This is a genomic window from Streptomyces sp. NPDC001204 (genome assembly GCF_053598035.1).
Map to the genome: position 1 here is coordinate 253523 of NZ_JBSFJL010000009.1, position 13799 is coordinate 267321.

Annotated in this window: 10 protein-coding genes; 4 read left to right on the top strand and 6 right to left on the bottom strand. The window is 72.7% G+C overall.

Going from position 1 to position 13799, the window contains the following annotated elements; translation table 11 throughout:
• Positions 1-128 precede the first annotated feature (128 nt).
• Both ACWC91_RS15895 and ACWC91_RS15900 read right to left on the bottom strand, forming a co-directional pair.
• Positions 129-1595: an MFS transporter gene (locus tag ACWC91_RS15895; RefSeq protein WP_450641085.1), complete on the bottom strand. Its 1467-nt coding sequence runs from the start codon at positions 1593-1595 to the stop codon at positions 129-131.
• Positions 1596-1710: 115 nt separating this feature from the next.
• Positions 1711-2127, bottom strand: coding sequence for a DUF3291 domain-containing protein (locus tag ACWC91_RS15900; RefSeq protein ID WP_450641084.1), 417 nt, complete (start codon positions 2125-2127; stop codon positions 1711-1713).
• 90 nt (positions 2128-2217) lie between these two features.
• Here ACWC91_RS15900 and ACWC91_RS15905 point away from each other — a divergent pair, with 90 nt between their 5' ends.
• On the top strand, positions 2218-2943 hold the full coding sequence (locus ACWC91_RS15905; RefSeq protein WP_450641082.1) for a MerR family transcriptional regulator: 726 nt from the start codon (positions 2218-2220) through the stop codon (positions 2941-2943).
• A gap of 20 nt (positions 2944-2963) precedes the next feature.
• Here the strand turns inward: ACWC91_RS15905 and ACWC91_RS15910 are convergent, their stop codons facing one another.
• Positions 2964-4337, bottom strand: a complete 1374-nt coding sequence (locus tag ACWC91_RS15910) for an MFS transporter (protein ID WP_450641081.1) — start codon at positions 4335-4337, stop codon at positions 2964-2966.
• A 56-nt stretch (positions 4338-4393) separates the two neighbouring features.
• Here ACWC91_RS15910 and ACWC91_RS15915 point away from each other — a divergent pair, with 56 nt between their 5' ends.
• Both ACWC91_RS15915 and ACWC91_RS15920 read left to right on the top strand, forming a co-directional pair.
• On the top strand, positions 4394-4975 hold the full coding sequence (locus tag ACWC91_RS15915; RefSeq protein WP_450641080.1) for a CGNR zinc finger domain-containing protein: 582 nt from the start codon (positions 4394-4396) through the stop codon (positions 4973-4975).
• Positions 4976-5238: 263 nt separating this feature from the next.
• Positions 5239-7326 (top strand): SpoIIE family protein phosphatase, encoded by a 2088-nt coding sequence (locus ACWC91_RS15920; RefSeq protein WP_450641079.1) that lies wholly within the window; start codon positions 5239-5241, stop codon positions 7324-7326.
• Between the two features lie 113 nt (positions 7327-7439).
• On the opposite strand, the gene ACWC91_RS15925 is transcribed toward ACWC91_RS15920, so the two are convergent.
• The gene (locus tag ACWC91_RS15925; protein WP_450641078.1) at positions 7440-8081 is read right to left on the bottom strand and encodes a GNAT family N-acetyltransferase; all 642 of its coding nucleotides are present in this window, start codon (positions 8079-8081) and stop codon (positions 7440-7442) included.
• Positions 8074-10170 carry a penicillin acylase family protein gene (locus tag ACWC91_RS15930; RefSeq protein WP_450641077.1) on the bottom strand — a complete coding sequence of 699 codons (2097 nt, stop codon included), beginning with the start codon at positions 10168-10170 and terminating at the stop codon, positions 8074-8076. Before ACWC91_RS15930 ends, ACWC91_RS15925 begins: the two co-directional genes overlap by 8 nt.
• A 171-nt stretch (positions 10171-10341) precedes the next feature.
• Between ACWC91_RS15930 and ACWC91_RS15935 the strand changes: the two genes are divergently transcribed.
• Positions 10342-12513: a TerD family protein gene (locus tag ACWC91_RS15935; RefSeq protein WP_450641076.1), complete on the top strand. Its 2172-nt coding sequence runs from the start codon at positions 10342-10344 to the stop codon at positions 12511-12513.
• Positions 12514-12728: 215 nt separating this feature from the next.
• On the opposite strand, the gene ACWC91_RS15940 is transcribed toward ACWC91_RS15935, so the two are convergent.
• The gene (locus tag ACWC91_RS15940; RefSeq protein ID WP_450641075.1) at positions 12729-13649 is read right to left on the bottom strand and encodes an AraC family transcriptional regulator; all 921 of its coding nucleotides are present in this window, start codon (positions 13647-13649) and stop codon (positions 12729-12731) included.
• Positions 13650-13799: the final 150 nt, after the last annotated feature.

The following is a 13799-nucleotide window of genomic DNA, read 5'->3' on the forward strand; positions in this document are numbered from 1 at the left end:
ACCAGGACAGTCACCCGCCGGTACTTCCACCGTGCGCACACAGCTCCCACCGGCGCTCGTCGATCTTGAGAGGGTCTTGCCTGCGGATGCCCGTTGAGCACGCCAAGTCGGCGGAACAGCGGTCGAGTTCACGCGCCGGCCGGGCTCGGAGTCCGCTCGCTCTCCCGTTCCTCGGCGGCGGGGGTCCTCTTCGCCGTCACCGTCCGGGGGATGGCCAGGGCGCACAGTGCGCCGACGAGCACCACGGCGACGCCGATCCAGATCGCCGGGCGCATGCCGTCGACGAAGTCCTGGGCGCTGCGGGGGCTGCCGTAGTGGACGAAGACGCTGCTCAGTACGGCGATGCCGAGGGCGCCCCCGATCTCGCGGACGGTGTTGTTGGCACCGGAGGCCTTGCCCCGGTGGCGCGCGTCCACCGAGCCGAGTACGACCGCCGCCGTCGGCGCGAAGACCAGGCCCATCCCCGTACCCGCGATGATCATGGCGCCGACCACGTGCGAGTAGGGAGTGTCGGCGGTGGCGACCAGGTCGATCCAGGCCAGTCCGACGCCCTGGAGAAGCAGACCGAGGGCCATCAGCCGGCCGCCGCCCGCCCTGTCGGTCAGGGCGCCCGCCACCGGTGCGACGAACATCGGCATCAGGGTCCAGGCCAGGGTCAGCACACCGGCCTCCAGCGGGGTGCGCACGGGTGCGATCTGGAAGAACTGGGCGAGCAGGAAGATCGAGCCGAAGACGCCGAAGTACATGGCCGCGGAGACGATGTTGGAGAACACGAAGGCGCGGTCGCGGTAGAAGGACAGCGGCAGCAGCGGGTGTTCGGCGCGCCGCTCCCACAGCACGAACAGGGCCAGGAGCACCGCGCCGCCGATGAACGCCGACAGAATCCCGGCCGAACTCCACCCCTCCGGCTCGCCGTTGACGATCCCCCAGACGATCGCGACCAGTCCGGCGGTGGCGAGCAGCATGCCGGGCAGGTCCAGCCGGGTTCGGGGCAGCGAGCTCTCGCCGAGGACCACGAGCGCCAGCGGGACGGCGACCACGCAGACCGGGACGTTGATCCAGAAGATCCACTGCCAGTCCAGGCCGTCGACGACCGCGCCGCCGACCACGGGCCCGAGTGCCACCGCCAGACCGCTGACCGCCGACCACAGTCCGAGCGCCAGGTTGCGCTTGCGCTCCGGCACCTCCTCGGCCAGCAGCGTCAGCGACAGCGGCATCACCGCGGCTGCGCCGAGGCCCTGAAGAGCGCGCATGAGGATGAGTTGGCCGCTGCTGTCGGCGACGCCGCAGCCCATCGAGGCGAGGGTGAACAGCGCGATACCGGTCACGAACACCCGGCGCCGGCCGAACCGGTCGCCCAGCGCGGCGCCGGTCAGCAGCAGACAGGCGAAGCTGAGGACGTAGGCGTTGACGAACCACTGCAGTTGGGTCGTGGTCGCGCCGAGGTCGACGGCCATGGTGCGCAGCGCCGTGGAGACGACCAGGTTGTCGAGCGCCACCATGAACATGGGCAGGCCGGAGGCGAGGACGACGAACGCCAGTGGATATCGGCGGCGCCCAGGCGAGTCCCCCATCGGGGTATTGAGCGTGCGCATGACAAATCCTCCATTGTGCGGGACACCGAGAGCAGACGACGGGAACAGGTGACGAAAACGGGGCCGGCGCGCGGGCGACGACGGCGCACCTCGGCGCGCGGCGATCTGAGTACGGTCAGGCCGCGCGACCCTCGGCGGCCAGGCGCGCCTTCTCGGCCGGCCGGCGCTCGGCCTCGTCCCAGCTGATGGGCAGATCGGCGGAGCCGGCCTCCCGGAAGACGAAGGTCGCCTCCCGGCAGCGCGGCCGCATCGCCCTCATGACCTCGCCATGCGGGTCGGATTTGGCGTAGGCGTACAGGGCGTTACGGTCTTCCCAGGCGGAGAGCGTGCAGAAGACGCGGCGCAGCGGCTGGGCGACGAGCGATGCCCCGTACACGCCGGGCGCGGTCTTCACCTGCCGCCAGGAGACCAATGACTTGACGAGGAACAGCGGCACGTCCGACGGCGACTTCAGCTCGAAGCGGGACGCCATGACGATGACGCGGGAGTGCGGGGGAACAGGACGAGGAGTGAACCACCCGAGAGCAGGCACAACGGCACCCACCTTCCAGAAGAAGACCTTCGGCAAGCATAATAGATAGTAGCGCGATCCGTTATCCGTTATTTGTAAGTGAGTGGCTCGATGAAGATCTCGGAACTCAGCCGACGCAGTGGGGTGCCCATCCCCACGATCAAGTACTACCTGCGGGACGGGCTGCTGCCCCCGGGGCACGCGACGGCTGCCAACCAGGCCGTCTACGACGAGGACCACCTGCGCCGGCTCCGGCTGATCCGCACCCTGATCAGCGTGCGGCAACTGTCGGTCGGCGCGACGAAGGAGATCCTGTCCGCGGTCACGCACGAGGGCGACCTGCATCAGATCCTGGGCATCGTGATCAACGCCCGCCCCGCCGACCTCAAGGCCAAGGAGAAGCAGTCGCAGCAGGCCGCACCTCCCGGCGCCGCCGACGCGCTCCGGCTGGTGGCGGAGATGGGGTGGGACGTCAACGAGGAAACGTCCGCGATCGGGGAGTTGGGCGGCATCCTGGACGCCCTCGCCGACCTCGGCGCGGGCATCGACTGGCGGACGCTGCTGCCCTACGCCGAACTCGTCGACAAAATGTCGACGTTGGACCTGGAACAGCTCAACTGCAGGTCCGGCCCGCTGGAGCGGGCCGAGCGCGCCGTGGTGGTGTCCGTCCTCCTGGAGCCCGCCCTGCTCGCCATGCGCCGCCTCGCCCAGGAGGACAAGTCCGGGCGCATGTTCCAGGCGGCCGCGGCCGGTCAGGAGGAGCACACGGGGCCGGAGCGGTGCAACCGGAGGAAGACGGCTCCGGAGGAGAGAGAGGGCGGCGCGGAGTCCGGCTGACGAGCGTCGGCCGGGTTCGCTCAGGAGTGGGGCCCTGCCCGGCCCGCGGACGAGGCGGCCTTCGCCGACGGGACGGCGAGGAAGACCAGCACCGCGAGGGCCGCCACGGTCGCCGCGAGCGCCAAGGCACCTGGGAGCGACCAGTTCGCGGCCGGTCCGGCAACCGCCGCTCCCAGGGCGAATCCGGTGATCTTCAGGCTGGCGCCGGTGGTGAAGATCTGGCCCCGCAGGTGTTCTGGGGCCTCCCGGTGGCGGACCGCGAACAACGCGGCCAGTTGGGGTCCTTCACCGGCTCCGAGGATGAGGACGGCCACGACGAGCACGGCCGGTCGTCCCGATGCGCACAGGGCCAACGCGGCGGCCTGGACAAGGGCACCGGCCCAGACGACGGTGTCGGGGGCGACCGAGCGCGGGAACCGGGCGAGGACCGCGTTGGCCACCAGGGCGGAGATCGCCGCGCAGGAGAGCAGCACCGCGCCACGGCCGGATCCGCCCAGAGCACGTTCGCCCAGGAGCGGGAGGCAGGCCGTCAGCATGCCCTGGGCGACACAGGTGACGATCGAGGTGAGGGTCGCTCGGGCCAACGGCGGTCTTCCGACGATGACCCGCGTTCCGGCGGCGAGGTCGCCGATCACCGAGGCGGCCCGGGCGTCCCACGTCCGACCGGGGCGAGCGCCCTGTGTCCGACCAGGGCGAGCATCCCGGGCCCGACCGGGGCGAGCATCCCGCGTCCGACCGGGGCGAGCGCCCTGTGTCCGACCAGGGCGAGCATCCCGGGCCCGACCGGGGCGAGCGTCCCGGGCCCGACCGGGGCGAGCGTCCCGCGTCCGACCGGGGCGGGCGGGCAGCAGCCACGCGGCGGGCAGTGCCGAGACGATGAGCGCCGCGGAGACCACAACCGCCGACGGGGCTCCCAGCGCCTCCGCCACGACGCCGGCGAGGGCCGGACCCGCCAGGCTCGCCGCGCTGAACGTCATGGCGTCGAGCGCGTTCGCCCGGGGCAGGCGGTCGCCGGGCACCACCCGAGGCAGCTGGGCGGTCCAACCGCCCGACAATGCCGGTCCCAGCAGCCCCGTCACCACGGCGATCAGGACGGTGGCGGCGAACGGCAACCGGTCGAGCCCCACGAGGATCAGGCCCAGGCCCGTCGCATACAGGACGAGGGCCGCGGCCACCAGGCGGCCCGGCCGCCGGGCCCTGTCGAGCAGCACCCCGAGCACCGGCCCTCCCGCCGCGGCGGAGACCGTGACGCCCGCGAGCAGCGACGACGCGTCAGCGGTCGATCCGGCCAGGGCGAATCCCGCCAGCATCAGCGCCGGTCCCGACATCTCGTCCCCGGCACGGGCCGCGACCGCTCCGGCGAGATAGGAACCCATCGAGTAACGCTTCTTCACCGCCGTGACGTTACGGAGGTAACTCAAAACTCAGCAATAGGCGTTACATTGCGGGGGTGCTCCCCACCCTCGACACCCCCGACGACTGGTCGACTCGGCACTCCGTACTGACCACGGCTCGCCGAACCGCCGCCCTGCTCAACGCTCTCACCGACGAATCCCCCGACCCGGCGGACGTCGCCGACGTGCTCCGCGCGTACGGTGAGGCGGAGCCCGTCGCTCTCACCGCTGAGGATGTCGGCGGCATGCGCGTGACTGCCGGCCTGCTGCGGGAGGTCTTCGCCGCCGAGCACGCCGACGGCGCCGCCGCCGTCCTCAACCGCCTCCTGCGGGAACACACCAGGCCGCTCCGACTGACCTCGCACGGCGGCGGCACCCCCTGGCACCCCCACCTCGACCACGACGACGACGCCCCCTGGGACGAGTGGCTCCTCGCCTCGTCCTGCATGGCGCTGACCGTCCTGCTCTGGGACCGTCAGCGCCCGCCCGGCAGGACCTGTGCCTCCCCCAGCTGCCGGAACGTCTTCGTCACCCAGGGCAGCGGCCCCGAACGCCGCTACTGCTCCCGGCGGTGCGCCACCCGCGAACGGGTCGTGGCCCACCGGCGCTCCCGCTCCGTCGACCGGCCGGGCGACTGAGCGGGGCCCACCGTGGCGTGTCCGGCGGCAGCGCGTTGTGCGCGTCGGCCATGTTGGCCGGCCACATGTGCGCGACGGGGTGCCGACCGGTTCCGCCCCGGTCAGCGGCCTGATGGCGAGGAGTCCGGAGGGCGTGCGGCGGTCACCGGACCGCTCCGGGGGAAGCTGCGGGGCAACTGGTCCGGAGGGATGATGGGTGGCGGGTCGGGACGAGCCGGACCAGCACGAGAGCCCCCGCCGTGGCGGGCGGAAGGAGTGGTGGCATGAGTGTGGCCGAATCCGTCCGGGCCGGCCTCGGACCCGTCGGGGGCTTTCCCTCACTGCCGGGCGCGCTCCTGGAGGTCCTGAATCTCGCGGCGGTGGTCCTGGACGAGGACGGGAAGATCGCCTGGTGGAGCCCGCAGGCACGGCAGCTGTTCGGCTACACCGAGGATGAGGCTCTGGGCAGGTCCGCGCGCCGGCTGCTGGTCGACCAGAAGCACCTGGGGCAGGTGACGGGCCTGTTCGCCCGGGTGAAGGCTCAGGAGGGGGCGGCGGGGGTCTTCCCCGCCCGGCACAAGGACGGCAGCACGCGGCTGATGGAGTACCACAGCGTGCGGCTCCAGGGGGAGCGCGGAGGGCACTGCCTGCTGGGCGTGATCACCGAGCACGAGGTCCTGCAACGCGTGCAGCGGGATCTCGCCCTCTCCGCGCAGCTGATCTCCCAGTCCCCGATCGGGCTGGCGGTCCTGGACGCCGATCTGCGCTACATCGTGGTCAATCCGGCCCTGGAGCGGATCAACGGAGTGCCCGCCAGGGACCATGTCGGCCGGACCGTCCGTCAGGTCCTCACCTTCCTGGACGTGGATCCCATAGAGTCCGCCATGCGGCAGGTTCTGACCACCGGCACACCGGTGCTGGCCCAGGTCATCGTGACCCCCACCCCTTCCGACCCCGGCCGCGACCACTCGTGGTCGGTCTCGTACTACCGGATGGAGGACGCCGCCGGCCGAGTGCTGGGCCTGGCCGTGTCGCTGGTGGACATCACGGAGCAGCATCTCGCGGCCACCGAGGCCATCGCCGCGAGGCAGCGCCTGGCCCGTATCGCCGATGCATCCGCGCGCATCGGCACCACCCTCGATCTGGACACCACGGCCGGAGAGCTGGCCGAGATGTGCGTGCCGTCCCTGGCGGACCTGGCCGCGGTCGATGTGCTCGACGCCGTTCTGGAGGGAGAGCGCCCCGACATGGCGCTCTCGGGCGCCGGCGTCCTCCTCCGTGCGCTCGCGGTGGCCGCGGCCTATCCCACCCCTGCCACCGGCGCCGCCGACCGGGCCGGCCAGATCGCCCGTTACGGTCCCGACCGCCTGGTCACCCAGTGCGCGGTCTCCGGGCGCCCCCTCCTGGTCCCCCACGTGGACCGCACGGACCTGGCCCGCATCGCCGCCGACCAGGACGCGGCCACCGTTCTGGCCCGCGCCGGGGTGCACTCCTACCTGGCGGTGCCCATGACCGTGCGCGGCCGGGTGCTCGGCGTACTGGACCTGGCGCGTGCCCGCAACCCCGTGCCCTTCGACGGCGACGACGTCCTCCTGGCCGTGGAACTGGCCGCCCGCGCCGCCGTGTGCATCGACCACGCCCTGTGGTACCAGCAGCAGCGGCAGACCGCCGAGACCCTCCAACGCAGCCTGCTGCCCCTTCGACCGCCCCACCGGCCCGGCCTGGAGATCGCCTGCCGCTACCAGGCCGCCGGAGCCGCCTGCGAAGTCGGCGGCGACTGGTACGACGTCGTCCCGCTGCCCGGCGGAAAGACCGCCCTGGTCATCGGCGACGTCATGGGCAGCGGCATCAACGCCGCCGCCACCATGGGCCAACTGCGCACCGCCACCCGCACCCTGGCCACGCTCGACCTCGACCCCGCCGCCGTCCTGCAGCATCTGGACCACATCACCGCAGACCTCAACCACCGCTTCGCCACCTGCATCTACGCCGTGCACGACCCACACCGGTCCCGCTGCCGCCTCTCCTCCGCCGGCCACCTGCCACCGGTCCTGGTCCGCCCGGACCGCGGGACCTCCACCCTGTTGAACCTGCCCACCGGCGCGCCCCTCGGGGTCGGGGGCGTCCCCTTCAAGTCCACCTGCGTCGCACTGTCCCCCGGCGACCGGCTGGCGCTCTACACCGACGGCCTGGTCGAGGTCCGCAACCAGGCCCTCGACACCCGGCTGGAGACGCTGCTCGACCTGCTGGCCGGCCCGCAGCCCCCTCTGGAGGACACCTGCGACCTGCTGCTGAACGCCCTGCGCCACCCCGAGGCCCACGACGACGTCGCCCTGCTGATCGCCCGAGCCCGCCACACCTCCCTCCGCTGAGCCCCACCGAGCCTGCGGGCGTCAGGACGTCAGGGCCACCGGATGTCCTCGCCGCCGGCCGTTGCCGGGCTTCCGGGTGGCGACAGCGGGCTGCGCGCCGCCTATGACGCCCCTCACCTGCAGCCGGAGAAGAAAGCCAGTTGGGCCGTCTTCTCCGGCAAGTACTCGTCCGGCAGGTCGACTTCGGGCAGGGTGACGACGGGACCGGCCGTGAAGCCCTCGCGGAGGAAGCGGGTAACGGCCTTGTCGTTGAGCACGTCCGGGTCGACCACCACGCGGGTGCGGTCCAGGCCCGGCAGGACGTACGACAGCAGGGCGGCCATCAGCCGGGAGGTCCAGCCGGACCGCGCGGCGCCCGGCGCGGCGGGGGCCAGGAGCAGGTGGATGCCGATGTCACCGGGTTCGACGGTGTAGCACTCGCCGACGCGGTCGGCGGACGGCTCGTAGGTCTGGAGCAGGGCGACGGGTTCGCCGTCCTTCAGGACGAGGAAGGCGTGGTGGGTGTCGAGGGTGGCCATGTGGGCGTAGATCTCGGCCACCTGCTCCTCGGTGAGACCGGTCATGCCCCAGAACGCGGCCCGTTCCTCGCTCACCCAGCGGTGGACCGCCCCGGCGTCGGCCCATGCGTCCAGCGGCAGGACGCGAACGGTGCCGAAGCCGTCGACGCGCACCTCGTGCACGGCCTCCCGGGAGGCGTACGGGCGGTGCGGGGCATGGGCGGCGTGCGGGGTGTTCACGGTGTGCGCGTCAGACATCGGTCTCCTCGTTCTCCTTCTTCATGCGCTCCCAGTCGGTGACGACCGGGATGAGCTTTCCCGTGAGCCACAGGGGCAGTTGGTCGCGGTGGTGGGGCGAGCCGGGGATCCCGGACGCGCCGAAGGGGACCACCCATCGGCTGTTCTCGCGGCGGCCCAGGTCCCACACGTACCGGGCGGCCGGGCCGCGCGCGGCGAGGTCGGTGAGGCCGGGGACGGCGGAGGTGCACAGCACGCAGTCGTGGTCGCCGGACAGTCCGGGTTCGTCGTACGGCGTCTCCGGGGGCATCGCCCGCCAGGGGGCGAGGCGGTGGGTGTCCCCCCAGGTGGCCGCGGGTGGCCGGGCGGCCGCCTCCTCCACCGCCTCGCGGACGGTGGCCGGCCGGTCGATCCCGAACAACTCCTCGGCGCTCAGGAGGTGTTCCAGGGCGTAGCCGATGCGCGGAGTCAGGGCCAGCCAGGGCAGGAAGACCTCGGGGTACGCGGGCGGGGCGGCCACCACGGCGAAGGCGGGGTGGGCCGCGAGCCGGCGTACGACCGCCGTGCGCACGGTCGCGAAGAGGGCCGCGTCGGTGCTGTCGGCGTCCATGCGGCGGTCCCACCGCAGCAGCCGGTCCCGCAGGGCGGCGGCCCCGTCGCTGAGGCCGTCGAGGGTGGCGAGGTGTTCCAGCAGGGGCGCGGCGGAGGCGAGTTGGGTGTCGGTGTGGAGCACGGACATGTCGGCGGCCGACCACCGCCGGCGCTCGTCGAGCAGGGCCCGGATGCGGTCGGCGCGGTGCGGCGGGGCGAACTCGACGCCCAGGGGGGCGGCCGGGCCGCGCTGATTGGCCATGACGGCGACGCCGTCGGTCAGTCCGGCGCGTGGTGGCTCGTGCCATCCCCGCCACTCGTGGCCGAGCTCCCAGGCGGGCACCACGCGGATCCGGTTGGCCTCGGCCCGCACCGGCACCCGGCCGGCCACGCGGTGCAGCAGCCCGCCCTCGGTGTCGGCGGCCTGCACGACGTTGACGGGCTCGGCCCACCGGTCCAGGGCCCCGTCCACATCGGCCACCCGGCGGGCCCGCAGCAGGGGCAGCAGGGCTTCGAAGCCCAGATCGCCGGTGACACGGGGCGGGTAGCGCAGACTGATCGCGACCGGGATCGCGCCGGACTCGTCCGTGCCATCGTCCAGCCCCTCGGGTCCGCCGATGACGACGGGGCCCCGCTCCGTCTCGAGCACCTCCACCTCGACCGGTTCCTCTCCGGCCACCTCGATCGTCTCGGTGTGCCGGGCAGCCCGCCGCCATACGCCGTCCGGACCGAGCGCCTCGACGCCGGCGCCGGTACGCCGCAGCCGCTCCCGGTACAGGTCCTGGTAGTCGGCCATGGCGTTGGTGATGGCCCAGGCGACCGTGCGGGTGTGGCCGAAGTGGGCGATGCCGGGGACGCCGGGCACGGCGAGGCCGACGACGTCGAACTCGGGGCACGCAAGGCGGACCTGCTGGTAGACGCCCGGGTCCTCGATGAAGCGGTGCGGGTCGCCCGCGACGAGCGGCTGCCCGGTGACCGTCCGCTCGCCGGCGACGAGCCAGCCGTTGCTGCCGAGCGTGCCGGGGCCGTCGGTGGCGAACAGGCCCACCGCGTCCGCGCCGAGACGGGTCGCCACCTGCTCGCGCCACAGCTTGGCGGGGAAGCCCGAGAAGAGGATGTGGGTGGCGAGCCAGACGCCCAGGGGCGTCCAGGGCTCCCAGCGGCCGGGCGTGAGGCCGGCGCGGGCGAACTCCGGGGCCGTGGCGGCCGCCAGTCCCGCGTTGACGCCGTCGGCGTACGCCCGGACCCAGTCCGCCGTCTCCCCGTCACGCCGCTCCAGGGCCGCGAAGCAGCGGCGGGCGGTGTCGTCCAGGCGGGCACGGCGCGCGAATCGGTCCCAGGGCAGGGCCGACGGGCCGAGGAAGGACGCCGAGGTGCCCTGTGCGCGGTGTCGCTCCACCTCCAGCTGCCAGGCCCGGTCCAGGGCGGTGACGCGGCCCTGGGCACGGGCCGGTTGCACCGCACCGTCCGCACGCAGGTGCGGGATGCCCCAGTCATCGCGGTAGATCTCGGTCGCCACCCTGCACCCTTCGTTGAATTTAGGTTAGCCTAACCTAAATGATCCTTGGCGCGAAGCCGGCGGCGGGCGCCGGCGGACCGGGCGCCGGCCGCGGCAGCGCATCGGCCGGGGGCCTGGCTCCCCCGCGAAAACCGGATGCGACCGCTCGCTCGGCCTTGGGACCATGCCGGAATGGTCCACCGACTCGACCCTCTGGTCATCCGGCACACCCACCGCATCCCCTTCCCCACGGGCCCCGTCGGGGACGGCGGTGTCGCGGCGCTGCAGTTCGACGCCGCGTTGATGTCCGTGGGCTTCAAGCTCTCGGCGGAGCTGCTGGAGCGTCTGTCCGGGCTGTCCGAGGGCACGGTCGTCGACACCGCCGTACGGACGCTGGGCACCGTCCGTGAGATGGTCGGCGACCACGTCCGGCACAACGTGTACTTCATCAACTTCCCGGCCAACGTGCCGGACACCTTCGACTTCTGGATGCGGTGCATCGCCGAGGCGCTCGCCGACGACAGGTCGCGTGCGGGCACGGTCGAGCAGCTGAGCGCCGGCGTGGTGAACCTGCTCACCCTCCCCTCGTACGGCAACTACCGGCACCCGTACGCCGAGATGCTCGCCCACCACGACGAGCTGATCGCCGCGGCGGGCGACCGCATGACGGTCCTGCACCTGGGCGGCGCCTCGGACGATGAACTCGCCGCCCTGTACCTGGCGTTGGCGGGCAGCAGCACGCCTCTGGGCGAGGACGGCCTGCGGGATCTGCGGGACCTCGCCGGTCACTGCGCGGACGGACCGCAGCCCGCGGAGATCCCGGTGCGGGAGAACCGGGCCGTGGTCAACCAGGCCCGGCTGACCGCCGGTGTGGGCCTGCTGCTGGACACGGTCACCGATGTGCTCCGGCTGGCCTGCGCGCTTGCGGGCGGTGACGTCACCCTTCAGGAGCCGACGCGGCTGAGGGCACTGCCCCGTGCGGTGCGCCGGGCGCTGCTCGCCGGCCTCGACGCGGTCGTCGCCGACGCGCCGGCCAAGCTCGCCGACGTGCACGCGCACCGCGAGATGTGGAAACGGCTCGGCGAGCGGCTGCACCCGCACGAGTACCCGCAGTGGCCGCACGCGGCCGACGTGTTCGCCGTCGCCCGCGGCGAGAAGGCGGCGCGCTCCTTGGACGGCCGGACGGAGGAGTTGCTCGCCATGGGCGACGTCACCGGCGCGGTCGAACTGCTGAAGGCCGCGCCCGGCAAGCTGTTCCGCTCCCTGGACCGGCTGCTGCGCGCCGCCGGCACTCAGGACGAGCGCGACGCCGTCGTGGCCGCCGCCGAGCAGGTCGCCCCCAGCGTCTCCGGCCCGGTCGTGCTGTCGGTGCGCCAGCACCTGCACAACCGTGCGGAGGCGACCGGCGAGTGCCGGGTGTTCGTCAACCGCGCCGGCCGGGCCTGGGTCACCGACGACACCCGCCCGCCGGTGCCCGCGCCCGAGCGCAAGCGGCTGATCGCGGCCCTGGACGCGGAGCTGCGCCGCCGGCTGCCCGCCGAGGACCATCTGCTGATCGACCCGGACGTCCTGGACGTGGCGCTGCCGCTCAGCGGCAAGGCGACCGCGTCCGGGCTCGGTGTGCTGCCGCGCGGCTCGGTGTCCCCGGTGGACGGGGAGCTGCTGCGCTTCTTCGTGTACTGGAAGCAGACCGAGCGCACCACCGACTTCGACCTGTCGGCGCTGCTGCTGAACGCCGACTACGCGACCGTCTCCTGGCTGTCGTACACCAACCTCCGCGACGCCGGGGGCGAGCACTCCGGCGACATCACTGACGCGCCCGACGGGGCCTCGGAGTTCATCAACCTACGACTGGGCGCCGTGCGGGGCACCTGCATCGTCCCGCAAGTCAACATCTTCTCCGGGGAGGGCTTCGAGGAGGTCGAGGAGTCGTTCTTCGGGTTCATGCTGCGCGAGACCGAGCAGAAGGGGCGCCCGTTCGAGCCGCGCACGGTGCGCATGAAGTCGGAGTTGCGCGGTCCCGGCCGGGTCGCGCTGCCGCTGGCGTTCCTGCGCGGGACCGACGGCCGGTGGCGTGCCAAGTGGCTGCACCTCTATCTGAAGGGGACTCCGGCGTCCAACCGGGTCGAGGGCAACCGGGTGACGGTCGCGACGCTGGTGCGCGGCATCGTCGAGCGCGAGCAGCTCACGGTCCGCTACCTCACCGGCCTGATGGCCGACGACGCGACGACCGTCACGGTGTGGGACGGGAAGACGGTCCCGGCGGGTCCCGTCACCTACATCGGTCTGGAGAGGCCCGACGGGCTGCACCCGGCTTCGCGCATCGTCACCCCCGAAAATCTGCGCGACCTGATCCCCGCCTGACTGTTAACGTGGCCGTGGCGAGGCCATGAGGGGGCTTCCTTCTCACCACTCCTTGAATCCAGCCTTCTCGCTTTCCTCGCCACCGACTCGAGGCCTCCGGCCGTCCCGCCGTACGGGGGACGGCCGGAGGCCTTTCGTGCCGTTCGCGCCTTCATCCGGGCCGCACGGCCGTCTCGGCTGTCGTGGTCCATCGTCGTCCATCGTCAGGCAGGGTCTTACGAGCCGGTGTCCCGCCGCCGGTAGGCGCCTGGACTGACGCCGAACTCGCGCTTGAAGGCACGGTTGAAGGCGAACTCGGAGCGATACCCCACTTGTTCGGCGACGGTTTGGAGCGGCGCGTCGTCGCCGCGGAGGATCCGTCCGGCCGTGGTCATCCGCCACCAGGTCAGGTACGTCATCGGCGGGCGCCCGACGAGTTCGGTGAAGCGCCTGGAGAACGCGGCCCGGGACATGCCGGCCCGCCGGCTCAGCCGCTCGACGGTCCAGGGCGTCGCGGGCTCGGCATGCATGTGCTGGAGCGCGGAACCGACGGCCGGGTCGGCGAGCGCCGCGGCCCAGCCGCCGGCGCTGCGGGGGGCGTGGTCCTGGTACCAGGTCCGCAGGATGTAGAGCAGCATGGCGTCGAGCAGCGCGGGAATCGCCGCGTCGGTGCCGGGTCGGCGCTGATCGAGCTCGTCCGCGAGCAGGTCGACGACGGCGTTGAGCGCCTCGCGCCGGCCCACCCTCCGCGGAAGGTGGATGACGGCGGGGAGCTCGGCGAGCAACGGGTGGGCGCCGGCCCGGTCGAGCTGGTACGAGCCGCACATCAGGACGGTGAGCTCGCCGGCGGCGCCGACGGGATCGGGCACCGGCGTCCAGGAGTCGTCCATCTCCCGTGCCACGTCGACGAGTTCACTGTCGGGCGAGTCGGCGAGAGCGATCTCCTGGCCGTGCGGAACCAGTACGACGTCCCCCGCACCCAGCGGCACCGGATCGTGGCCCTCGACCATCAGCCGGCACTGCCCCTGCAGGACGACGTGGAAGCCGGTCCCAGGGGCGGCCGGGAACCGCAGCCCCCACGGCGCTGTCCGGCGGGTGCGCGCCGCGTGCGGCCGCCCGGTACGGATGGCGGCGATCGCATCGCTGACTACGTCCACCATCCGATCGTACACAGCTCCCCCACTCTGAAGACGAACGGACAAATTCCCGGCTCTCTCGGTCATGGATCGTCCACTGTGATCTTCATAGGCTGAGGCAGGCAAGACCCGGTCCGACAGGTGGCACCCATCGGTGTGCGGGTCAACAGC